The 24835-nt window shown below is 41.3% G+C and carries 21 protein-coding genes and 2 pseudogenes; 8 read left to right on the top strand and 15 right to left on the bottom strand.

Annotated elements, in window-relative coordinates:
* Nucleotides 1-339: 339 nt before the first annotated feature.
* Nucleotides 340-1584, top strand: coding sequence for a GGDEF domain-containing protein (locus L2096_RS05910; protein ID WP_004946783.1), 1245 nt, complete (start codon nt 340-342; stop codon nt 1582-1584).
* A 132-nt stretch (nt 1585-1716) separates the two neighbouring features.
* Nucleotides 1717-2373, top strand: coding sequence for an epoxyqueuosine reductase QueH (locus L2096_RS05905; protein WP_025095936.1), 657 nt, complete (start codon nt 1717-1719; stop codon nt 2371-2373).
* Nucleotides 2374-2459: 86 nt separating this feature from the next.
* On the opposite strand, the gene L2096_RS05900 is transcribed toward L2096_RS05905, so the two are convergent.
* The 5 genes from L2096_RS05900 to L2096_RS05880 form a co-directional block, all read right to left on the bottom strand.
* Nucleotides 2460-3248: an alpha/beta fold hydrolase gene (locus L2096_RS05900; RefSeq protein ID WP_250365041.1), complete on the bottom strand. Its 789-nt coding sequence runs from the start codon at nt 3246-3248 to the stop codon at nt 2460-2462.
* A 132-nt stretch (nt 3249-3380) separates the two neighbouring features.
* Nucleotides 3381-4814: an amidohydrolase family protein gene (locus L2096_RS05895; RefSeq protein WP_212515509.1), complete on the bottom strand. Its 1434-nt coding sequence runs from the start codon at nt 4812-4814 to the stop codon at nt 3381-3383.
* Entirely contained in the window at nt 4814-5608 is a 795-nt protein-coding gene (locus tag L2096_RS05890) for an ABC transporter permease (protein ID WP_250365040.1), read from the bottom strand. Before L2096_RS05890 ends, L2096_RS05895 begins: the two co-directional genes overlap by 1 nt.
* A complete protein-coding gene (locus L2096_RS05885; RefSeq protein ID WP_004946775.1) occupies nt 5601-6419 on the bottom strand; it encodes an ABC transporter ATP-binding protein in 819 nt (272 codons plus the stop codon). Before L2096_RS05885 ends, L2096_RS05890 begins: the two co-directional genes overlap by 8 nt.
* A gap of 52 nt (nt 6420-6471) precedes the next feature.
* Nucleotides 6472-7458 carry an ABC transporter substrate-binding protein gene (locus tag L2096_RS05880; RefSeq protein WP_250365039.1) on the bottom strand — a complete coding sequence of 329 codons (987 nt, stop codon included), beginning with the start codon at nt 7456-7458 and terminating at the stop codon, nt 6472-6474.
* Between the two features lie 442 nt (nt 7459-7900).
* On the opposite strand from L2096_RS05880, the gene L2096_RS05875 reads away from it, so the two are divergent.
* On the top strand, nt 7901-8611 hold the full coding sequence (locus L2096_RS05875; protein WP_025095931.1) for a FadR/GntR family transcriptional regulator: 711 nt from the start codon (nt 7901-7903) through the stop codon (nt 8609-8611).
* A 371-nt stretch (nt 8612-8982) separates the two neighbouring features.
* Here the strand turns inward: L2096_RS05875 and L2096_RS05870 are convergent, their stop codons facing one another.
* From L2096_RS05870 to eat, 3 genes are all read right to left on the bottom strand, one after another.
* Nucleotides 8983-11088, bottom strand: a complete 2106-nt coding sequence (locus L2096_RS05870; RefSeq protein WP_250365038.1) for a TonB-dependent receptor — start codon at nt 11086-11088, stop codon at nt 8983-8985.
* 43 nt (nt 11089-11131) lie between these two features.
* Nucleotides 11132-11533: a hypothetical protein gene (locus tag L2096_RS05865; RefSeq protein WP_228205177.1), complete on the bottom strand. Its 402-nt coding sequence runs from the start codon at nt 11531-11533 to the stop codon at nt 11132-11134.
* Nucleotides 11534-11701: 168 nt separating this feature from the next.
* A complete protein-coding gene (eat, locus tag L2096_RS05860) occupies nt 11702-13117 on the bottom strand; it encodes an ethanolamine permease (RefSeq protein ID WP_111813090.1) in 1416 nt (471 codons plus the stop codon).
* A 182-nt stretch (nt 13118-13299) separates the two neighbouring features.
* Here eat and L2096_RS05855 point away from each other — a divergent pair, with 182 nt between their 5' ends.
* From L2096_RS05855 to qhpR, 3 genes are all read left to right on the top strand, one after another.
* The gene (locus L2096_RS05855) at nt 13300-14310 is read left to right on the top strand and encodes a phosphotransferase enzyme family protein (RefSeq protein ID WP_025095927.1); all 1011 of its coding nucleotides are present in this window, start codon (nt 13300-13302) and stop codon (nt 14308-14310) included.
* Between the two features lie 149 nt (nt 14311-14459).
* Nucleotides 14460-15695, top strand: a complete 1236-nt coding sequence (locus L2096_RS05850) for an HAD family hydrolase (protein ID WP_250365133.1) — start codon at nt 14460-14462, stop codon at nt 15693-15695.
* A gap of 149 nt (nt 15696-15844) precedes the next feature.
* Nucleotides 15845-16879, top strand: coding sequence for an AraC-like transcriptional regulator QhpR (gene qhpR, locus L2096_RS05845; RefSeq protein WP_250365037.1), 1035 nt, complete (start codon nt 15845-15847; stop codon nt 16877-16879).
* A gap of 53 nt (nt 16880-16932) precedes the next feature.
* Here the strand turns inward: qhpR and L2096_RS05840 are convergent, their stop codons facing one another.
* The gene (locus L2096_RS05840) at nt 16933-17946 is read right to left on the bottom strand and encodes a zinc-binding alcohol dehydrogenase family protein (protein ID WP_250365036.1); all 1014 of its coding nucleotides are present in this window, start codon (nt 17944-17946) and stop codon (nt 16933-16935) included.
* 98 nt (nt 17947-18044) lie between these two features.
* Between L2096_RS05840 and L2096_RS05835 the strand changes: the two genes are divergently transcribed.
* A complete protein-coding gene (locus L2096_RS05835) occupies nt 18045-18461 on the top strand; it encodes a winged helix-turn-helix transcriptional regulator (RefSeq protein WP_250365035.1) in 417 nt (138 codons plus the stop codon).
* 43 nt (nt 18462-18504) lie between these two features.
* Here the strand turns inward: L2096_RS05835 and L2096_RS05830 are convergent, their stop codons facing one another.
* Nucleotides 18505-19848 carry an aspartate aminotransferase family protein gene (locus L2096_RS05830; RefSeq protein WP_151746407.1) on the bottom strand — a complete coding sequence of 448 codons (1344 nt, stop codon included), beginning with the start codon at nt 19846-19848 and terminating at the stop codon, nt 18505-18507.
* A gap of 604 nt (nt 19849-20452) precedes the next feature.
* Between L2096_RS05830 and L2096_RS05825 the strand changes: the two genes are divergently transcribed.
* Nucleotides 20453-21382 carry a HEAT repeat domain-containing protein gene (locus tag L2096_RS05825; protein WP_250365034.1) on the top strand — a complete coding sequence of 310 codons (930 nt, stop codon included), beginning with the start codon at nt 20453-20455 and terminating at the stop codon, nt 21380-21382.
* A 540-nt stretch (nt 21383-21922) separates the two neighbouring features.
* Here L2096_RS05825 and L2096_RS05820 read toward each other — a convergent pair.
* The 5 genes and pseudogenes from L2096_RS05820 to L2096_RS05800 form a co-directional block, all read right to left on the bottom strand.
* Nucleotides 21923-22174: a hypothetical protein gene (locus L2096_RS05820; RefSeq protein ID WP_004936978.1), complete on the bottom strand. Its 252-nt coding sequence runs from the start codon at nt 22172-22174 to the stop codon at nt 21923-21925.
* A gap of 3 nt (nt 22175-22177) precedes the next feature.
* Entirely contained in the window at nt 22178-23065 is an 888-nt protein-coding gene (locus L2096_RS05815) for a hypothetical protein (protein ID WP_250365033.1), read from the bottom strand.
* 34 nt (nt 23066-23099) lie between these two features.
* Nucleotides 23100-23714 (bottom strand): annotated as a pseudogene (locus L2096_RS05810) (IS1595 family transposase).
* A gap of 169 nt (nt 23715-23883) precedes the next feature.
* Nucleotides 23884-24687 (bottom strand): 3-oxoadipate enol-lactonase, encoded by an 804-nt coding sequence (gene pcaD, locus L2096_RS05805; RefSeq protein ID WP_250365032.1) that lies wholly within the window; start codon nt 24685-24687, stop codon nt 23884-23886.
* Between the two features lie 9 nt (nt 24688-24696).
* Nucleotides 24697-24835, bottom strand: a pseudogene (locus L2096_RS05800) (acetyl-CoA C-acyltransferase); the annotation flags it as partial.

Below are 24835 nucleotides of genomic sequence, written 5' to 3'. Positions count from 1 at the left end.
TGACTATTTTTTATAATTCTTAAGCGATATTTAAATAAAGATCAATTTTTATAATAATGTGATTTAATACACAATTTATCAAATTATAATGAATTAATATTATTTAAAAATGATGACCAATTATCATTTTTAAATCATTCACATTTATATTTCACATTTTTACAAATAAATAATTATTTTAATAACATATTGTTTTATAAAGTTTTATATAAAAAATAGATATTACTTTTCATCCTTAAAATTTCAACGTATGATAATTATGACTTGAATACAATATTTAAATCTAAATCACTTTTAAAAAAATATTTTGAGATTGCGTTAAGACAGTGAGATCTGCCGATGAAGTTACAAGGCTCAAATATTTTAAGTCAGGAGCAGATAGACTTACTTTTATCGCGTGGCTTAAACTTTGTCTGGTTTCCTAAAACACTTGAACAAGTTTATCGCACTCAATATCGACAAGCGGCTGCCCATGAGTTTCGTTTTCGTGCACCGATTATTCTCATTTTATATAGTTTACTCAGCTTTGGTATTTTTCAGGTTCTTCCACAATCTGAAATTAAACTCTGGCTGATTAATTATGCTTGGGTTGGTGTAATTATTACCAGTGCCTGGCTGCTCTCTTTTTTTAAATCGTTTGATAAATGGTTCGATTACTATGTTTGCCTCGGCTCGACTGCCGCTGTTGCCATCACATTTACGCTCATTAATATTCTAGAAGGCGGTCAAAACAATGCCTTACTGCATGCATCAATGATGTATGCCGTGATTATTATTTACGGCTTTGTTGGTCTTCGTTTTTATACTGCCCTGTTTGCAGGTTGGGTCGGTGGGTTAATTGGTTTTACGATTAGTATTAATTCAAACATCTCGATTGATTGGACTTACTTAAATCGCACGTATACCTTTAGCAGCTTCTTAGGTATGGCGCTGGCCTACTTTACCGATCGTCAGCATCGTGAAAATTTTTTAAGTGACTGCGTTATTGAACTCAATCGGCTCAAACTGGTTAAACAGGCCGAATTACTGGAAACACTTTCACAGCAAGATTCACTCACTGGCTTAGCCAACAGACGCTATTTAGATGAAGTGCTTGAAAAAGAATGGCGCCGTGCGGTTCGACACAGTATGCCCATCACCATCATGATGATCGATCTGGATTTTTTTAAATCGTATAATGATTCGTTGGGGCATATCAAAGGCGACGAATGTTTACGTGAAATTGCCAAGGCCTTAACGTCACTCACTTCACGAAGTGGCGATTTAGCTGCACGTTATGGCGGTGAAGAATTTTTATTATTGTTTCCAATGACCAATGAATCTGAAGCACTCATTCAGGTTAAACGCCTCATGAATGTAATTCGTAAGATCGATATTCAACATCCCTCAAGCGATATTTCGTCTCAGGTGACTTTAAGTGTTGGGGTCGCGACCATGATTCCGCAAGTTGATGACAGTATTTCATCATTTGTATCTCGCGCAGATCATGCACTGTACACGGCAAAAAGTAAGGGTCGTAACCAGTATCAGATTGCCAATATTCATGTGTCGGTAGAGATGAATTATTCTTCATCGAGAGCTTAATTGTTCGTTTAATATGATCTGTCATTTGCATAAAAACCATCCAATTTAAAACGCTATCACACTTAATTCATGCCATTAAAGGTAAAATCGAGTAAATTATATGGCTTTAAAGCGATAACTTTTTACGACTTGATGACTAAACCTAGAATTAAACTTGAACTTCCTAACAATGCAGATAAATTGCTTCTGCATTCCTGCTGCGCACCGTGTTCAGGCGAAGTGATGGAAACGCTACTTGAATCGGGTATCGATTATTCGATCTTTTTTTATAATCCTAACATTCATCCTGTTAAGGAATATCTGATTCGCAAAGAGGAAAATATTCGATTTGCCGAGAAACACAATATTCCCTTTATCGACTGCGACTATGACACCGACAACTGGTTTGCACGTGCCAAAGGCATGGAAAATGAACCTGAAAAAGGGATACGCTGCACCATGTGCTTCGATATGCGTTTTGAACGTACCGCCCTGTATGCGCATGAAAATGGATTTAAAGTGATTAGCAGCTCGCTCGGTATTTCCCGCTGGAAAGACATGAATCAGATTAATGACTGTGGTGTTCGCGCTGCCTCACATTATCCTGAAATTACTTATTGGGATTACAACTGGCGTAAAAATGGCGGTGCAACGCGCATGCTAGAGATTAGCAAACGCGAAGAATTTTATCAGCAGGAATACTGCGGTTGTGTGTATTCATTACGCGATACCAATCGCTGGAGAATGAGTCAGGGACGTGATCGGATTAAGCTCGGTGTTAAATTTTATTCTGCGACTGATCCTGAATAATACTTTAACAAATTGGGTAAAACAAAAAGACTCGATGCATTGAAGCTCGAGTCTTTTTGTTTACAGCAGTCATGACGTCACCCAACTCAGTGCGTTCGTGACTCACCTTGCTGATGTAAAAAATCCTGAATCATCTCAATTACAATATCGGGTTTTTCTGCATGCAGCCAGTGGCCTACACCATCAATACTTTGGATATCTGCTTGCGGGAACTGTGCTGTAATTTGATCGTGATATTCGGGTAGGACGTATTCTGATAATCCACCACGAATCAACAACATCGGTTTATTCCATGGCTGAATCGGATGCCAACCTGCAATATGAGAATACTGTTGTTCGATTGCATCGACATTAAAAAGCCAGTGGCCTTGATTAAACGATTTCAGCAAAAACATAATCACGCCATCTTCATGAATATACTGCTTCATGATCTCGGTAGCTTGTTTACGGCTCAGCTCATGCGGTTCAGCACGAACAGCGTTCAGCGCATTTAAAATAGCCTGATGACGATGCCCTTCATAAGCCACAGGACTCACATCAAGTACAATCAGATGCGCAATACGTTCTGGATATAATCCAGCAATTTTCATGGCGACTTTTCCGCCCATTGAATGACCAATCACGGAAAACTCAGCAATACCCAGTTCATCCAGTGTATCGATCACGTCCTGCGCCATAATTTCATAGTTTATTTCGGCACTGTGTGGAGAAGCCCCATGGTTGCGTAAATCGAGCTGGATAATTTTATGATTGGTATTTAATGCCCGCGCAATCACCCCTAAATTTGACAAACTACCAAATAAACCGTGCAACAACACAAGAGGTGCATTGGTTGTGGCATGATCTGATTCAACAATGTGGCTGTTTAATATCATAAAGATTTCCATATATTTATCGCTATACCAATAAGACTAGCTCGGCTGACCAACTGGATTCAAGCATCAACTACATATCCGCATCAAATAAAAAAGCCCTCCGTAGAGAGCTGTTGTTTTTTACAGCACTTATTAGGATGCGAGCGCCATTTGCTCGGCACGAACCTGTAATTTTTTGACGGCTTGACGTGCCTCAAAGGCTAACTCATGCAAATCTAGATCTGGAATCAGATTATTTTGCATTACGATTTTACCGCCAATCAGCATATACCGAATATTGGCTTGTCCGGCACTTGCTACCGGGCCAATGGCAAGATCGTGTAATCCCATGTATCGCGGATCATTGAGATTATAAATGACCAGATCGGCCTGTTGACCAATCTCAAGTGTTCCAATGTTGGGAAGCCCGAGTACCTGTGCGCCGCCTTGCGTACCCCAGCGGATCACATCTTCGATGGTTGCAGCGTCTGCACCGCCTTCAAAAGTACCTCTTGCATATTTAGGTTGTGCCAGCATTCCTTTTCGGGCACGCTGTAGCATCCATGCTGCATGTGTTTCAGACAACATATCGGCAGCCTCATTGGATGCTGCACCATCTACGCCGATTGAAATGGCCATCCCTGCGGCTTCAAGCGTGACCAGATCGGCGATACCACTACCCAGTCGGGCATTACTTTGTGGGCAATGTGCTATTCCGGTTTTACTTTGCCCCAAAATCTTGATTTCTTCGGGTAAGAGCTTGACTAAATGTGCAAACCAGACATCCTCACCTACCCAGTCATGCTCGGCACAAAACTGCACTGGTGTTGAATTAAATTTGGCTTTTGCCGCATCCAGATAATCAACGGTTTCAGAGAGATGTGAATGTAAACGAATGCCCAAATGGCGAGCGAGTTTTGCACTTTCTCGAAGTTGCTGCGGTGTAGTTGAGTGGAGTGCCGTGGTGGGCGCCATCACAATTTGTCTATATGCATCGGGCTGGGCTTGATGATAGCGCTGTACCAAGCGCTCAACATCGTACATCATGTGTTCAAATTTTTCAGGTCGAAGCGCCTGTGGCAACTCAGCTTCAAGCCCTCTGGTGAGTGTGCCACCGCCTCGACAAAGTACAAATCGCATGCCTAGCCGATCCGCTTCGTCAAATAAAATTTCGGCGCCATCAAAGGGCATGTCTGGCCAGTATAGATAATGATGATCGGCCACTGTACCACAGCCTGACTGGAGCAATTCAATTAAGCCAATTCGGCTTGCGAGTCGAAAGGTATCTTCATCAAATGCGCCACGAAAACGATAAGGTGTTGCCGCGAGCCAAGGCGTCAAATTTTGATTTAATCCTTGCGGTTCACCTTTAAGCAAAGACTGAAATAAATGGTGATGGGTATTCACCCACGCTGGATACACCACACCATCTTGCGCATCTAAAACAGTTTCATCTGAATGGGCCCTTAAATGTCCTATCTCGGTAATCACGCCATTTGAAATGCGGATTGAAGTTGCAGAAGATCGTGCTTGTTGATTGGCTTGTCCGGTCATGATGGCATGTATATTTTTAATCAAATAATTCATTAGACTTGCTCGCTTTCATGCCATTTGTTCAAGAAGATACGGCTAAGCAGTGACATCAGCATAAATAGAATCAGTCCCGTACAGGTAATTAAAAATAATGCGGCAAACATCAATGGCAAATCGAGCTGGAATCCGGCTTGTAAAATCTGATAGGCCAATCCGGCACTGCTGCCCCCTGTACCCGCAACAAATTCGGAAACTACCGCACCGATCAGCGCCAAGCCACTTGAGATACGGAGCCCGCCAAAAAAATAGGGTAATGCATTGGGTACACGCAGTTTGAGCAGTACCTGCCAACGTGAAGCTTTATTGATTTGAAACAGATGTAACAGCCCAGCATTGACACTACGTAGCCCCAACGTGGTATTGGTTAAAATCGGGAAAATCGCGACCAGCATGGCACAAACGACTAAAGCCAATGTAGTATTATGAATCCAAATAATTACCAAAGGTGCAATGGCTACAATTGGCGTAACTTGAAATAAAATGGCATACGGCATAAAGCACGCCTCAATCACCCGGCTTTGTACAAACAAAAATGCAATCAAAGTCCCAATTAGCACGGCACAGACAAACGCTAGCAATGTAATTTTTAAGGTGATCCATAAACTACCGAACAGTAAATCTGCTTGTTCAACCAAAGCATGAGCAATATCGGATGGTTTGGGAATAAGATAAATCGGAACGTTCATTTGCTGAAGCGCAATTTGCCACACGAGCAGCAGCAACAACCCCAGTGTTAACGGCGCCAAGAGCCGACGTACTTGTGGATGTTCGATTAATGGCTTAACCATGGTGATGCCCTCCACTTGCTTGTTCCAAAATATTGGATAGTTCTGCACACTGCGTCATAAATCGTTCTGAAGCTCTAAAGTGGTCATCACGCTGTGCCGGCCCTTCAATCGCAATATCTGCTACAATACGCCCCGGACGAGCTCCCATCACAATCACTCGGGAAGATAAAAATACGGCTTCATAAATGCTGTGCGTGACAAACACGACCGTCAGATCTCGCTCTGCCCATAATGTACGGATATCTTGATCTAGGCGGTGCCGCGTAAATTCATCTAAGGCACCAAAGGGTTCATCCATGAGTAATAAATCAGGTTCTGTCACCAAAGCTCTGGCCAAAGAAGCACGCATCTGCATGCCACCAGAAAGCTCTTTTGGATAAGATGCAGCAAAATTACCTAATCCAACCGAAGTTAAAGCTGCTTGTACTTTAGGCTGACTGATTTTTTTAGGTACATGACGTAGATCGAGCGGAAGCCGAACATTCTCTGCAATATTGGCCCACGGCATGAGAGTGGCCTCTTGGAACACCATGGCCATTTTGCACTGAGACTGTAGATCAGTTTTACCATGCCAGCGTACTTGCCCTGCGCTGGGTTGTTCAAGATCTGCAAACATCTTTAAAAGTGTACTTTTACCACAGCCTGAGGGCCCTAAAAGCGACACGATTTCACCACGCTGAATATCGACATCGAGGCGTTGAAGCGCATGTGTGCCGTTTGGATAAACTTTTTCTACACCACGCGCCATCAGCATTGGTGCTACAGTATTTTGTGGCTCTGGATTTTGAGAGACGAAGACGGCTGAATTCATGTTAGGTTCCCCCTATTATTGTTTTGCTTATGTTTCTACCTCGATGAGATATTTAGTTTTTATTGGATTTCGGCTGTACAAACTGTAAGGTATATGCCGATTTCCACTGAGTCTGGGGCTTAAGTAACTTGGACTGCACCATGAAATCTCGTGTTTTACTCCAGCGGGCATCCGTCATGACGCCTATCCCCATGGTTTTAGCATCTCCACCTTCAATTAAACCCAAGCTTTTCATTTGCGCGACACCAAATGCCAGCAATGCGTCATCCATATTCCGATTTTCTTTTTTAATGAGGGCATTGCCTGGTGCAGGATTTTTCAGATAGCTTTTCCAACCTTCCATTGAGGCTTTGACAAAGCATTGTAAAACCTCTGGCTTGGTTTGAACCAGATCATTTCGGGTGACCAAAATACCGCCATAAGCTGGATAGCCGTCTTTGGCAAACAAGAAAAATTTACTCGATGGTTCTGCTTTTTTGGCTTGTAGCACTTCAGAGGTGGCATATGCTTGTTGTGCAACATTTTTATCGGCTAAAAATGGCTGCATATTAAAAGTGTATGGGCGGGCTTGAGCATTGTTGAGATTATATTTGCCACGTAACCATGGCCACCAGCTGGCTTGCCCACTGGTTGAGACTAAAATGGTTTTGTCTTTAAGATCGGACAGTGATTTTACATCGGCATGGGTAATCAGTCCTTGTGGATCGACTTGAAATGGCGCAGCAATCGCTTTAATGGGGAAACCACTTTCAATGCCTTTGAGCACCTGTAAATCATAGTTAATAATCACATCGGCACGCTTGGCCAAAAGCAGTGTCATGTTATTGATTTGCGGGCCACCTACCTTGATGGTGACATCTAAACCATACTTTTTATAAATGCCTTCAGCTAAAGCCTGATAATAACCACCCTGTTCGGCCTGTGCGTACCATGTGGTTTGTAAGACGAGTTTATCGTTGGCTTGAGCAGATGTAAGAAATAGAAGTGATGCGGCAACGACAGCCAAACGCGATTTGCCTAAACCATGATATTTGTTCATGATGAACTCCCTGATGAATAGGTGAAAGCCATAACAGCTATTCATACAAAGGGAGAATGGAGTATACCTGTGTGATCATTCATACTCTCAAGACAGCATAAAAATCTGTCTTGTCCCCCTAAGAGGAACAGCCTGCGCTGTAGAGCAATGTCCCATGCGAATGATCGCACTAACCGCTTATACTCAGGTTCTGATTAAGCAAGAGCTATGCCAACAAAAAGAGCACCATATCGGCTCTAAAACTGGCTCAAAATTTGTATGCGAAATAGGATCACATGAAACATCTGCCCTAAACTTGCGCACAAAAGCAGCATATGAATGCATCTAACTGTCTTGATGAGTATTTGGGCTAGATGTTTTGAAGGAAAACGAGTAAAACTCAAAAAATGGCATAATACCAATGAATCTTTCGTTCAATTATTTTCTTGAATCTCAAAGCTCTATGAAATCGACTGCACTCGTTAAACGCTCTAGTTCTCAAGTGACCGATCAAGCGGTTGAAATTATTCATGAGCGGATTCAAAACGGAATCTATCCAGTGGGGTCAGCTTTGCCCTCGCAACGCGAATTGTCTTCGGAACTTGGCATTAGCCGTGCGTCGCTCAGAGAAGCACTCACGCGTTTGGCTGCCTTAGGTTTGCTCAACATTATGGCGGGTAAAGGTGCATATGTGACTGCGCTTGAAAGCCAGCCAGTCGAGCAATGGAATATCCAGTTTAAAATTTCACTTAAAGATTTTTATCAGCTTCGTTATATTTTAGAAGGCTTTAGCGCACTTCTGGCCTGTGAATATATCTCTGATCATGATATCGAAACCCTCAACCAACATTTTCAGCAACTTAAAGCTGCAATTGAAGCACATCACTGGACTGAAGCTGCCGAGCATGACTTTTTATTTCATCAGCTCATCATTGGATTGAGCAATAATCAATCCATTATTCAAAGCTTAAAAAATCAAACTGACTGGATGAAACAAAGCCAGATCCTGCCGTTTGTACAACCCAATCTGGCCTATAAAACTGTTCAAGAACACGAACAGATTTTACAGGCACTCAGTCAACGCAATGCCGCTGGCGCTGAAAAAGCCATGCGCTTACATATTGTGGGTGCTGCGCAACGTGCCGGTGTGTATTTTTCGAGTCATTCTATTTAACATAACGCTGTTCAACGGTTTCAAACATGGTGCAGTCATTCATTCATACACGCACCATTGCAACGCATCTGATCACATATCTTGAGCTTTTACAGATTTGGGTGTGCTCGAAGCCCATTTTTTTGTATTAATTCTTGATATTTGAATTCTCAAATAATGAATATATGAATCAAATATAAGCTGAATTCAACATATTATGAGTCTGCTCGGCGCACCTAAATGAGCAAAAAATGCGCATCATGCTTTTAAAATGAGCATGTCTATTTCAGGCGGGTGCATATCTGTATCTGATCACGATAGCGAATATTTGATTTCATTATGATTATTTTACAGCGCTGCATGCCTGAGCATACAACGCTGACCGATCTTTCTTAGAAATTCCAGCTCAATGACAATGTTGCTTTGAGTGGTTCACCAGGTTGTACCCAGTAATTGGTATAACTTGAAACGTAATAGTCTTTATCAAACAGGTTGTCGATATTGAGCTGGGCACGTAAATCTGGACGGAGCTTGATATATGCCCCGACATTTACGGTCGTAAATTTAGGTAAACTGGTGCCATTGTCGATGTAATTGGCGCTTCGTTTGCCATAATAATTGATATTGCCCGTAACACCAGCATCTTTCCCCCACGCACTAAATTGATAATCCGCACTTAAATTTGCCGTATGCTTAGGAATATTTTTTAGGCGTGCACCTTTGGCTTCGACTTCACTTTCGACCACCGAGGCATCGGTATAGGTGTAGTTGGCATTAAGGCGTAAATGCTCAGAGACCTGATGCTGTAGCTCAAACTCAAGACCATGGCTTTGCACGCGGCCACTGTCCACATAAGTGTCTGTAATCCCTTCGGTAAGTAAATGGCGTTTATCGAGATCAAAATACGTGAATCCCAGCCAGCTTTGTGGCAGATATTCATATTTAGTACCGACTTCCCAACTGGTGGTTTTTTCAGGATCATACAGTTGATTATTTTTATTTAATCCCGTATTTAGCTCAAGTGATTTCCCCCAGTTGCTATAAAAAGATAAATGATCGGTGGGCTTGAAGTTAATACCAGCACGCGGCGTAAACGGCGAGAAGGCCTGCTTGCTTTGTGTATTGCTACGATAATCTGCAATTTGCTGCTCTAGTCGGTTAAAGCGTCCACCCAGCAATATATTCCACTGATCATTCAGGAAAATCTGATCTTGCAGATTGAATCCCAGCATATCCTGAGTTTCTTTACTGTTTTTGGTTACTCGCGTGAGTGGCAATACATTTACACCATATACAGGCTGGTAAATATTGATCGTACTTAAAGCACCCACTGCACTTCTGCGCTGAAGCTGGTCGATGGTGTAATGCCCTGCTTCAACATTAGCCACCAGCTCGTGCTTAATGGTTCCTGTATTCAATTTCCCACGTAAAATTGCCTGAAATTGCGTGGTTTCGGTATTAAACCATCGATAGCGACGAAAGCGATTTGCAGTTTGTCCATCGGCTGCAATCGATGAAATTTCAGTTGAAGTTCCTTCGCGCTCACCCTGCTCATGACTTAGCGCGGTGGTCAGGTTCCAGTCGTCATTGAATTGATGATTCAGACGCAGTTGATACATCTGGTCGTTGATTTTAATATCGCCATCACTTGGTTCACCTAAAAAGGTTTTTTTATTAACCACAAATTGACCGTTGACCATCGGTACGCCACGGTCAAACACGCCTTGATTTTTGGCAAATTCTGTATCCAGATTTAACTGAGTACGATCTGAAATTTTCCAAGCCAGCTGTGGCGCAATATAATAATGCTGGCTATCGACCTGATCTCTAAAACTTTGATTGTTTTCATAAGCGAGCCCCAGTCTGTACGCAAGCTGATCATTGATTGCGCCAGTGGTATCGAGTGCTGTCCGGTATTCTTCAAGTGTACTGCCACTTAAGGTCAATTCACTCTTACGTTGCCATTCGGGCTGTTTGGTGGTGATGTTCATAATCCCCCCTATAGCGCCTTGGCCATACATGGCAGCCATTGGCCCCTTCAGAAAATCAATCGACTGGATGTTGACCATATCGCGTGGCGCATGGATGCCGCTTAAAGAGCTTAAGCCGTTACGCATGTAAATCGTGCCCATGTTTGGGTCGGTACTAAAACCGCGAAACGAGTAATTGTCCCAAAAGCCACCGCCATAACTGTCTTGATAAACCACGCCATTAACCAAGGCCAATGCATCGCTCACGCGCTGAATATTATGATTTTTGATATCTTGTTCGGACACATGCGATTTGGTGAACGGCACATCAATCAGATCGTGATTAAACTGGGTAATTGCCTGAGAAGATGCATGACGCTCATCTTGCTTTTCTGCGGTTAGCGTCAAGGTTGAAAGCTGCGCAGTTTGAACTTGAGTGCCTGTTTCAGCCGCCAAAGCCACCGATACCATTGAACTCTGGGCAAGTAAAATACTCCACGCAAGTGGATGAACATAAAATTTAGACATAGTAAAACTCTGTAAGACAAAAATTGGACAAAAATGTCGGAATTTAGATCAAAACAGGATTTACAGGCGGGGCTCGACCTTGCGGACAAAGAAAGAGACGGCGAAGGCAAAAGAGAATATATGCCATCGCCGATAAGAAAATCAGTTTAAAAACCTGACCGATCTCGATCAGCGTGATATCCGTTATCGGCGTAGGTGCAATATGATGAAACAGATGACAAAAATGACAATCCAGAGTTGGATGCATCGAATGCTGATGATCCGCTTTGAAATCGCTATGTAATGACATTGCAGACGATTTGACAGCAGACATTGTGGTATGCGATGCATCATGATGCATTGCACTGTGCTCAGTCATCTGCATAATTTCCACGCAGACCGGATTTTGCTGCATCGATACAGGCAATAGCGCTTGCCAGAATACAAGATTCTGCAACAAGATCACCAAAAGGCCAAAGGCCACACCCAATTTATGCATCGCAAAAAAATTAATACCTAAGCGCGGCGAAAATAGCATAATTTTAAAAAAAACACACCTTCTAGTACAGGCGACAGATATAAAAAAAGCATGGAATCAGTAGATACCATGCCTTTGGGTTTCACTTAAATGTGGTTAGTCTTCGTTCACGCGCGCAAACTCTTCTTCGGGCGTTCCTTTCACCAGATGGAAGCGGCTATACAAAATAAAGTACAGAATAAAAGCCACATAAATCATTGCGGTGAGCAACCATACTTTCGGATTGACCATTAACCCAGCCACTACTGCAATTGCAGCCAGAACCAATGCAATACTTGAAGTAACCACACCACCCGGCGTTTTATACGGACGTGCAAGGTTTGGATGTGAAATCCGCAATTTGATATGTGACAGCATCATGAGCACATAAGAGATGGTTGCTCCAAAGACAGCCATTAAAATCAGTAAATCACCTTCATGAGTCAATGACATCAAAAAGCCAATGATCCCTGGAATAATAATCGCAAGAAAAGGTGCTTTGTTTTTGTTGGTCAATGACAAGCTTTTTGGTAAATATCCGGCACGTGAAAGTGCAAAAATCTGACGCGAATATGCATAAATAATCGAAAAGAAGCTCGCTACAAGCCCAGCCAATCCAACAAAATTAACAAAACTGGCCAACCATGTATGCTGCCCATACACCGCAATCAAGGCATCAACCAAAGGCGCACCTGAGGCTTTTAACGCATCTGACCCCGCAGCACCAGCACTTAAAAACAAAATCAGTAGCGCAAATGCCGCCAAAATCAGCATCGAACCAATGAGGCCACGCGGCAAAGAACGAACTGGATCTTTGGCTTCTTCTGCCGCCAGTGGAACGCCCTCCACAGCTAAAAAGAACCAAATGGCATAGGGTACCGCTGCCCAAATTCCTAAATAACCGAGTGGTAAAAATGCACTGGCCCCTACGTTATTGCTGACTGCAATATCAAACAATTTACCGCTTTCAAAATGCGGAATCATGGCCACAATAAATACCAGTAAAGCCACACAGGCAATTGCGGTAATTCCAAACATGATTTTAAGGGCTTCTCCTGCACCTTTAAGATGAATACCCATAAAGACCAGATAGCACAGTAAGTAAACGCTCCAGCCACCAATCCCAAACAGTGACTCACAATATGAGCCAATAAAGACCGCAATCGCCGCAGGTGCAATGGCATATTCAATTAAAATAGCGGTTCCGGTGAGGTAGCCTCCTAATGGGCCAAACGCGACACGAGCAAAACTGTAGCCACCACCTGCGGTAGGCAACATGGTCGACATTTCAGACATAGACAAACTCATGCACAGGTACATTAAGGCGACAATGACCGTGGCAATAAATAAACCGCCCCAGCCGCCCTGAGCCAGACCGAAGTTCCACCCCGCAAAGTCTCCAGATATCACATAAGAGACTCCTAAACCCACCAATAATAACCAGCCCACTGCACCCTTTTTGAGCTGGCGTTTTGCAAAATAATCAACATCACGAGTTGCGCCATTGTCTAGGCTTAATTCTGAATCTTTCATTGTATTCAATCACTCTATTGATCCAACCGACTTCATTCATGTTGCGTAAAAGCCCATTTCAAAACTTGACCGCAAATTGTGAGCAAGGTCATTTGAAGTCAAGTTGATTCATTTTTTCTTTTATAAGATCAGGCCAATCGGTACTTACGATGTATCTAAAATTAGAGTGAAGGAGTCGAATCATGACGGTCGAACAAAACGAATTTTTAAGCTCAGTTCAGCTTCAAATTCTTGCAGAACAAGCCATCAAGCAATATCCAAACGAATATCAAGGTTCAGTTAAACTCCTGTGTCAGTCAGAAAATGCCACTTTTTTAGTGACCACAGCGCAGGCAAAATACGCACTTAGAATCCATCGACCGAATTATCATCACTTGCAAGATATCGAAAGTGAGCTGGCGTGGTTAGATGCGCTTAATCAAAGTGGAATCGAAGTTCCACTGGCGATTGCCGATCAGAATGGTCAACGTGTGATCACCCTGAAACTGGCCGAAGGCATTTCGCGCTACGCAGTGCTTTTCAATTGGGTCAATGGCAGCATGCCCACCACCGATGTCGATCCGACCGCTTTTCAACAACTGGGACAAATTACCGCCGCACTACATCAACACAGTAAAAGCTGGAAACGCCCAGAACAGTTTAATCGAATTGTGTGGAATCATGACACCATGGTCGGTGCTCAAGGCCATTGGGGCAACTGGAAACATGCACCGCATTTAGATCAAGCCGACCACGCTGTGGTGGAAGAAGCGATTGCACGTATTTCAACTGAACTATGCCAGTACGGTGCCGGTGAAGATCGCTATGGTCTGATTCATGCCGATTTAAGACTCACCAACTTACTACTGCAAGATCAACAAATTGGTGTGATTGACTTTGACGACTGCGGTATGAGCTGGTTTATGCATGATCTGGCTGCCGCGATTAGTTTTAATGAACACTTAGATGCTGCACCGCAATGGGTAGAGCACTGGCTAACAGGTTATGAAAAAACAGGTCATGTTCAAAATCATGATTACGTCATGATTCCTACATTTATTATGCAACGTCGCATTCAAATGATGGCGTGGAATGGTTCACATGCACATACCGAAATGGCGCTTAGCTTAGGCGATCAGTGGTCGAATGAAACCGTGCGCTTATGTAAGAAGTACTTAAATGGTGAAATGCCAGTCGGACGTAGCAACGCTTAAGTAAAACAAAGCACTTGTTCACTTTATCTGTTTTTTAATTGAGTTGTATTTCGTAATTTGGGGCTAAATTAAATATGAAAAGAAACATGCATTTACTCGGAATTGGAGCTTTAATCGCAGGTGTTTTAGCGTTGGGAGGCTGTGCCCAAATGCCAAAGCACGATACACAGGTGTTGGCATCCGCGATCAAGCAGGAGTATCTGGCACAAGGTCGCTGGGATGCGTTTAATCGCGATCAGCTCAATCAATTAATTGCACAATACGGCAAAGACAGTCCTAACTATAATCCGTTAAAACGGCCCTATATTGTGACTGATTTTGACAATACCTCGGTTTTTTTAGATATTGAGGAAGCGACATTAATCTATCAACTTCAACAGCTTGCATTTGCCGTAACGCCAGAACAGCTCAATACGATTATTCGTAAGGGAATCAGTACGCAAAATTTTGTTGCAGATTACAATAACAGCCAAGGTCAAGCAGTTAATATCGACAAGATTGCACCCGATATTGTGCAAAGCTATGCATGGCTATATACGCACTATTCAGGCTTAAAAGGCAATCAATCCTTAGCGCAAATCCAAACGAGCCCGCACTATCAAAACTTTATCAGCAAAATGCGTTATTTGTATGCGGCTATTGGAGATACTTTCGATCATGATGTGTCTTATCCATGGGTAACCTATTTATTTGCCGGAATGACCGAAACAGAAGTACGTGATTTGGTTCAAAAAACAGTTGCTTGGCAAAAATCTCAGCCCATTGGCCCGGTGACATGGACATCCCCATCTGATTTAAAAGGTCAGGCCGGTGTGGTCAGTGTAACGTGGGAAAATGGTTTACGCCCTTATGCCGAAATGCAGGACTTATTTCAGGCATTTCAAAATAACGGCATCGATGTTTATGTGTGTTCGGCTTCATATATCGATGTGATTAAAGAAATTATTTCTAATCCCAACGTGGGCTTTAACATTCCAGACAGCCATGCTTATGCCATGGAACTTGAGCGAGATTCACAAGGACGCATTTTGCCTGAATTTCGTAAAGGATATGATCAGACCCAAGGCAAAGGCAAAACGCGCACAATTGAAAAATTTTTGGTATCTAAATATGGTTATGGGCCGCTCTTCATTGCTGGCGACAGCGAAGGCGATCAAAACATGATGCAGGATTTTACAGATACGAAAAAGGTGCTGATTGTAAATCGTCTGCGCAAACCCACCACAGATATTGGGAAGTTTTCAGCTTTGGCTGTTCAAAGCTATGGACAGAGTAATCCGAAATTTTTACTACAGGGCCGTGATGCAAACACAGGACAATTTACAGGATCAATCAACAGTATCAGTTATGGATCGAGCATACCAAAAGCATTGAAATCTCAATAAATCCAATCCACTGAGTTATGTTTTAACCTGTGCTTGATCCATTCCGGCGCAGGTTTTTTAATTTTAGCCGTACATATAAAAACTACGCTATAGCTGGTATGCATCTTGCTTCATCTCTCTTATATATCGGTATTAAGTGAGATCTTCACATGTTTCAGATGAATACGGCACAACTATTGGGCACCAGCATGTGCAATCAGGGCGTGTTGTCAGCAGCTGCATCAGGCTTGAGTGATTTCATTAGCAGCAAAGGTGCAGACGTCGATCGTGTCTTTGGTATCAGTGGTATCAATCCCGAGTTACTGGCCAGTCCGACATTAAGTTTACAACTTCCCAATTACTGTCATGTATTAGAACAGGCTGCTGGACTTTCAGGATGCGACAATTTCGGTTTGCATTATGGTCAGCAATTTCAACCCAAATCTTTAGGTCTAATTGGCTACATCGGACTATGCTCTGCAACGCTTGAAAGCGCATTAGTCAATATGACCAATCACTTTTATTTGCACCAGAAAGACACGCTGAACCGCATGGTCGATTTAGGAGATTGCTGGCGCTTAGACTATCAGGTGCATCACGGTGCGATCTTAACCCGACGTCAAGATGCCGAATTGACCTTAGGCATGTTCATGAATGTGATTCGTGGCGTGCTGGGCGGGTATTATTCACCACGTGAAATTCATTTTGAGCATACGCGGCCTGAGTTTTGGCAAGAACATAGCAAATTGTTTAACGCACCTGTTTATTTTGATCAGCCATTCAACTCAATTTTACTGTCAAAAAAAGATTTGCAGCACCCGATGCCCAATCATGATCCGCTGCTATTAACCGTAATTCTAGATACTCTTCGCTTGCTCAATACCCATGTACACAGACAAAGCCTAACCGATCAAGTGCGCTCACATATTCAAATTGAGCTGAACACAGGTGAACCTAATCTGGAAAAAATTGCACACGATTTGGATTTGAGCAGCTGTGCACTCACCCGTCGGCTTAAACTTGAAGGATTAACCTTTAGTTCACTGGTCGATAAAGTGCGTTGTGAGCTTGCAGAGCATTACATGAAACAAAAAAATATCCCGATTTCCGAAATGGCATTTTTATTGGGCTACTCAGAGGTGAGTGCATTTTCTCGTGCATTTAAGCGCTGGTTTGGTGTTAATCCAAGACAATGGCGTAACTAATACAACCGGAACACGCAATTAAGCGGTTCCGGCTATTTGTTGATTGATTCGATTTAAAACCCTTCAAGCACAATTTTGCCTTTGGCTTTACCACCTTCAATCAGGCTATGCACTTCTTTAAGATTTTCGGCATTGATCTTGCCATATACCTCGGTCAATGTGGATTGAATGACGCCATCATCGACCAGTTTGGCCACTGCATTTAACAGTTCACGCTGCTGTGCAATATCTTCCGTTTGATACATTGAGCGGGTATACATAAACTCCCAATGTAAAGAGATCGATTTGGTTTTGAGTGAGCTGATACTCAGTTCGGCTGGATCATCAATCAGGCCCAAACGCCCCTGAGGTGCGGTCAATGCAGCAATCTGCTCCATGTATTGATCGGTATAATTGGTAGAAAAAACATAACTAGGTGCCTTTAAACCCAGTTCATCCATTTGCGCCTTAAGTGGTTTTGAATGATCAATCACGTAATCCGCTCCGAGCTGTTTCACCCACGCTTGTGTCTCAGCACGTGATGCTGTCGCAATAACTTTCAAATCTGATTTTGCTTTAAGTAATTGAATCGTGATTGAGCCAACACCGCCTGCCCCACCAATAATTAGGATACTTCGGTCTCCACCTGGTACTGGATCTTCAATTTTTAAACGGTCAAACAACATTTCCCATGCAGTGATGGTGGTCAGAGGCATAGCAGCCGCTTCTGCAAAAGAAAGGCGTTTCGGTTTATGCCCCACAATGCGCGCATCGACCAATTGAAACTGTGCATTACTGCCCGGACGGGTTAAATCACCTGCATACCAGACTTCATCGCCTGCTTTAAATTCGGTGACTTCGTCGCCTACACTGACCACAACGCCAGCTGCATCCCAACCTAAAATTTTCCACTGTCCTGCTTCTGCTGCTGCACGTTTGCGAACTTTGGTATCAACCGGATTCACTGAAATCGCTTTTACCTCGACCAGAATATCTTTACCGCGCGCCACGGGCTGCTCGATCTCGATATCCACCAATGCATCTGGGCGTGTAATCTCACCTTGTTCTTTATAGCCTACCGCTTTCATCTTGACGTTCCTCACTTGTATTGCGTGGTAGCATACCTTAAGCTTAATCACTGTATATACAGACAAATTTCGCACATAGTGTCAAAAAGGATACTGTTATGAGTAAGGTAAAACATTCACGCTTTAATTGTAATCCGGGCTGCTCGGTCGAGGCTGCGATTGGCCTACTCGACGGTAAATGGAAAAGTTTAATTTTATGGAATTTACTTACCGAAAAAATATTACGTTTTAATGAGCTAAAGCGCCGTATTCCAAATGTAACTCAGCGTATGCTCACCAATCAGCTTCGCGAGCTTGAACAAGACGGACTCATTATTCGAACGGTTTACCCAAAAGTGCCGCCTAAGGTTGAGTATCAGCTTTCTGCGCTGGGCCAAACCTTAAAGCCTATTTTAGTTGCTTTAAAAGAATGGGGCGATCAGCATATCGATTTGTATGGAAAACCGCATCAAAGTGAAACTGAGCAGCATAATGAGCGTGAGCAGCACACAGAAATTACCGCTCAGGTAGGATAAAAAAAGCCTTATCGAGTGATAAGGCTTAAAGATTAGCTGAGTTTTAATCTTTGAGTTTACGAATAGATTGATCGAGTGCGCTAACCAACCAGTCGATATCGTGTTCCTGAAATGCCAGCGGTGGACGTAATTTCAGTACATTGCCATATGGGCCAGCAACCGAAGTCAATACGCGGTGAGTATTACGTAATTCTTCAATCAGATTCAGTGCCAAGGCTTTATCTGGCGATTTACTGTCACGATCTTTCACCAGTTCAAATCCGATAAACAAGCCCGCACCGCGTACATCGCCCACACATTCATGTATATCCATGAGTTTGCTAAGTTCGGCCTGAAGTTTAGCACCCACATATTTGCTGTGTGCTTGTAAGTCTGCATCATGAATTACCTTGAGAACAGCTTGAGCTGCCGCCATCGATACTGGGTTTCCACCGAAAGTATTGAAATATGGAATATTATCGCTAAATGCTGCCAATACATCGCTTTTGGCAAGTAGACCAGATACCGGGATTCCATTGCCCATCGGTTTACCTGTGGTAATAATATCTGGCACTACACCATGGCGACCGAATCCCCAAAATGAGTCTCCAGTACGTGCAAACCCAGGTTGTACTTCATCGGCAATAAATATTCCGCCATTGGCATGAACCACATCTACTGCTTTTTTCAAAAATCCAACCGGATTTGGCATTACACCATCTGAAGAGAAAATTGAATCTGCCAGAAAGCCTGCAAACTTAATACCGTTGGCGTTCATGTCATCGATTTGCTGTTGAATTTGCGCTGCAAACCAATCACCTAAATCATCTGCTGCAATTCGGTATGCATCCGGTGCAGGAACCAAACGAGTTGTAGCTGCCAAAGCCTGACCAGAACCTAATGCAGGAGAACAGCCTGAAGTTAACTCACTGGTGCCGTGATAAGCTTCTTGCGAAACAATGATACCTGTTCCGCCACTATATTCACGGGCAATTCGAATGGCCAAATCATTGGCTTCAGAACCTGTACACATATACATGGCACGGTCAATTTCGCTTGGTGTTGTTTTTAAAAGCTCTTCGGTGTAATTCAGAATATTTTCATGCAAATAGCGTGTATGTGTGTTGAGCATTTTCATCTGCTCATTCACTGCCTCAATGACAGCAGGATGACAATGCCCAATACTGGCTACATTATTGTATACATCGAGATATTTATGGCCCGCAGCATCCCAAAGATACTGCCCTTGCCCTTTTACCAAATGCACAGGGTTACGATAAAATAATCGATAAGACTCACCGAGCACTTGGCTGCGTTTATCTGTTAATTTTCGGGTTTCAGCATCCAGTGCGGCTGCATGTTCTGCGCGGAAACTGTTGGTATCCATGATGGTTGAACGTGTAACCATGAATGACTCCTGTATTTAAATAATTCAAAATGGCACACTTGAAATTGAATCAAATCGGGCCATGTTCTTTCGAATGTATATATCGCTGTTTGACTTATATTGTTCAAGTTTGAGAAAAGAAACTTGACACTAAAGCGCGAAAGTTGTCATTTGATGTCAAATTAGCGAATTCAATGTATGGTCGGATTGCTGTATGCTTCAGCAAACTACTACGTATCGCATCTAACACTAGAATGTCATACTAATCAAAATAACTATCTTACAAATAATGGTATGAATTAAATCGTGAGGATATTCGTATGCAATTGTTTTATCTTAATTCTAAAGATAAAAATGTGTTTTATAATAAAGCAAAAACAAGTTCACTTTTGTTCATCTTATAATTCATGCGGTAGATGTATAGCCTATACTTGGCAAAAGGGTAGCTTTCGTTGTGACAGATTTACAAAATGGCTTTATACAGAGACAGGAAATGGGAACTTAGGTGGAAATACTCCTAACGGTACTTTTAATAGCTCTCTTCTAACGATAACTCGTGCATAATTTTTAATATATTCCTCATTAAATCATAATGAGGAATTCTTTTAACATTGATAGATTACTTATGAAAAAAAATATTCTGTATGTCTTATTATCCTTTACTATTTTAACCATATTCATATTTTTTATAAAAGAAGATTCAACTGATCAAGGTTCTGAAAGTCTAACAGCACTTAAAGCAAAAAGTTCTGAAAGTATGTATCAAGATAAAATTATGAATGACATACAGGTAAGACAAAATACTCAAAAACTTAATGTTCCATTTTGGTCACAAAAAATTATTGATGTTAATGAAAATTCACAATACAGCCGTATTGAAAAAGTTAAAGAGCTAAACGACTTATTAAATAAAAATAAAAATGATCCGGCAGCAGTTAGAGAAATTTTATCTCAGTTAGCGAATCTGAATCCAATTGAAGCAGTGGATGATATTCTTCCTTTCTTAAAAAGTAATAACCCTATCGTTCAAAGTGCTGCTCTCGGTGCACTTAGTAATGCGTCTTTACTAACAGAAGAAGAACATGAACTTAAAAAAACACTCCCAGAAAATAATCAAATAAGATCTAAAATATCTAAAGAAGTTAATGAGTTAAAGAAAAACCCAAATATATCCACCGAAGTGAAACAGACTATTGTATCCTCTTATATGTCTACTAACCCTTCTATTGAGGATACAAAAGCAATGATTAAGAGTATTCTCAATGAGCAAAATATAACGGCAAATGAATCATCTTATATAGCTACCACCATTCTCAACGGAATGGATTCAACAAATACTATTTCTACAATTATGAGTAAAAATGAAATAATAAAAGACGCGATTATAATGAGTATTTGTAGCAGTATTATCAATAATCCAGACATATTAAATGTATTGAATCCAACCCAAAAAGAAGAACTTTATACATTTATTCAAAAAAATCCTCCAACTTCGCATAATGATGATTTTAGTTCTAAAAATGATATTTGGAAAAACACTTTAAATAGATTTTAAATAATTAACATCCAAAACTCATACCGCGATATTGCTTAGGTTTTAGGTTCTCTATTTCTTTTTATCGTTCCTTCATCTGGACGATATTCGTTTTAATATTTCCAATGTCTCGAGCAAATTCAGCTGAGCTTTGACTACTTCCGACGAGACTGAATGCATTATGGTTGAGATTCTTTCTAGCAATTCTTTGTTAAAGCCAACAAAGACTAAACCAAAATATAAAATCGAACTTGTTAACTTTATCTATTGTACAGATGTAGTGAACGAATAGAGAAGTGCTGTAAATTTTTGAGTAATAGTAATTTTTTAAATTTTTAAATTTGTGTCATAGGACAAATCTCTTAGGATAAGATTTGACTGCTATATAAGGCTTTGTGTGAATATCTTTACGAGTTGCTAGCTCTACAGAGCTTTCATTAAACAACTCTTCTAACCATCATTTAAGTGTAACGCCAAAAAATGTAAGTTGAATGCCCTTATGGAAACAAGGACTTTGCATTTAAATTAGATAATAACTTATTTTTCTATTTTACTAGTAATCTACAAATTATTTTTAAGCTTATAGAATCTGTATTCTGGATAAATTAAACCAATTACAAATAAGATAGAAAAACCAACCCATAAAAACAAGGTCATCATTTTTACTTGTTCTTCATTCCATGAGCTAGATTCTGTATCTAAAAAAAAGATACTTTTCCAACCCTTAATATAACTAGCCCCACCCCACGAAAGAATCCACTTACAAACCAAGCTAAAACATAAATAAATTAATATCCATAGAGAAGTAGACATTCGTTAGATTCCTAGTGATGCCATCTCTAATGCAGATCTATTATTTGCTGCTGCTACATTTATACAAGCTTTATAAACTGGTTGAGCACCGCTTAATCCAGCTAAATAAGGAATGATTTCATAAAAATAATCTTTCAAATAATCTAATCCTGGTTTTATAAAATATGATGTACCAGGAATTATGTCTCCAACACCAAGTGGTTTTGGACCCAAATTAAAATTTGCAGAACAGGCAAGAATTGATTTTACTGTATTAGAAATGACAACCCCCACGTCATTATTCATATCTAATGAGTTAGCTATACTTTGTGTCCATATCTTAGAGGCAACCTCACGTGCAGCAGCTTGAGCTGGATTATCGGGCGCAATGGGATATGTTTGAACTGTACGGGATGTTGGGCTAGAACACCCTAACCCATTACCATCATTATATTTCAGAACACTATTATTCGAGTTTACAAACTCAACTTTTACATTCGGATAATGCTTTATAAAGACTTGGATTGTGGGATGAAGTACCGTTGAACACGACTTATCATTTGTAAAATATCTGACAGTATGTTTTTGTGAATTATAGTGAGCTGCGTAAATACGACCATCTGCATACAAAGTCATTGCAGAAGCATCACTACCTGCTTTTGTTCTACCTTCAGAATAAATAGCTTTTGCCATTTTTAACTTATATGGTGTTGATAAGACTTCAAAATTTTTCGAAAATTTAATGTAATCTTCGCCTAATACAGCCGCTAATTCATTCTGAATATGTGAGTTACTATCAATCTTAGATAACGTAGATGGATTTTCTAGATATGGATTTAAATTTAAATTTCGAGCAAAACTAAATGTTGGTACAGATAATAATAATACTAAATATAAACTCTTATATTTCATAATTTTCCCTATTTTAATTTTGGGGCTTAGGAAGTTAAAGAAAATTATTACGAATTAATTTAAGCAAATCGAGGTATAAATTACAATACCAATGATTGAAGCAATACTCCTTTTCTTTAAGATGCAAATAAAATATCTTTTTGTCAATTCTATTAAATTTACTGAGTCGCTTTTTAACATAGTTCCAGAATGATTCTATGCCGCTAATATTACGCTCAGCATTAGCAAATTCATTGTCTCCATGATTAACTCCTAGATATTTACCAAAACCAATTTCAACTAGACCATCATAGCCTCTCCAGCCTATAGCATAAATCACTGAACAAGCTCAATATGTCCACGGATAATACCTTTTAGCGTAGCTTTGGAGCAGTGAGGGACAATTCCTTTATATAAATTCCTACCCCGTTTCAGTAGTCCAAAAACAACGGTTTTACCTAATGCACCTCGACCGTGCTTACCTCGTACACGATTGACTCAGAAATAAAATTCATCCAGTTCAATAACATCATTGAAAAGAGATATTTGTTCATACTAAATAGTATTTTTTACGCAATTTGATGTAAGTTGTATTGATAGAACGCACTGAAGTACTGGTGAGTTTAGCAGTGTCTGAACCAGTAAAATCCACGGCAAAAAAACGAATGATCTACCTGAGTTTTGCTTGTGTGATTCTTGAACGGGAATAGTATCTGTTTTTGCTTTCATATAAAATCGCTTTCTGAGCCGATACAAAAAAACGCCACGTGCATGAACGCGCGGCGTTTTGAAAATTCATAGATAAAGGTTTAAAATCTCTATCTGTCAAAAAGATCAAATCAATTGAAGCGCTTCATCACTGCTTCGACTGCATGATTAAATGCCTGTGGCTGTTCCACATTCGAAATATGCGATGCCTCCAGCACTTTAAGTGTTGAATGTACAATGTGCTCACATAAAAACTGACCATCGACTACTGTGGTCACTGGATCTTGTGCACCAGCAATCACCAGTACCGGTATGCTTATACGTTGCAGTTGAGGGCGCACATCGGCCTCTGCCAACGCTTCACAACAACTGGCATAGCCTTCGGCACTACCTTGAGCTAAATCATGACTCAGCTTTTCTACAATTTCTGGTGAGTCTTCAATAAAGCCTGGCGTAAACCAGCGTGCTGCCGCAGTTTGAGCAACTGGTGTTAACCCTTGCTCACGCACCAATTGCGCACGTGCTTGCCAAGCTTGAGCTTCTCCAATTTTTGCTGCGGTGTTGGCTACAATCACCTGATTAAAACGCTCAGGAAAATGTATTGCCAGCCATTGTCCGGTTAAACCACCCATCGAAATTCCACAAAACGTAGCCTGAGGAATTTGCAAATGATCAAGCAATGCAATTACATCGGTACCTAGCTGATCAATGCGATAAGGGCCAACAAGTGTCGATGATGCACCATGACCGCGCGTGTCGTAGCAAATGACAAAATACTTGTCCTGAAAATACGCTATCTGCTGTTGCCACATACTCAGGTTGGTACCTAACGAATTTGAAAAGATCAGTGCAGGACGATCCGCCTGACCGAATGTTGCATAATTGAGAGCAACATCCTGCGCCGTTAGTGTGTCTTTAAAGTGAAATACTGGCATATTTATTCCTTAAACCCGCTCAATAATGAGCGCAATCCCCTGACCCACGCCGATACACATCGAACACAGCGCATACTTACCGCCCGACTGTTCCAGCTGGTTTAAAGCCGTCGTCACCAGACGCGCACCAGATGCACCCAATGGATGA

It is taken from the genome of Acinetobacter sp. ACZLY 512, assembly GCF_023614015.1.
In the GTDB taxonomy this organism is placed as follows: domain Bacteria; phylum Pseudomonadota; class Gammaproteobacteria; order Pseudomonadales; family Moraxellaceae; genus Acinetobacter; species Acinetobacter soli.
This window is presented reverse-complemented; position numbering and strand designations above follow the sequence as displayed.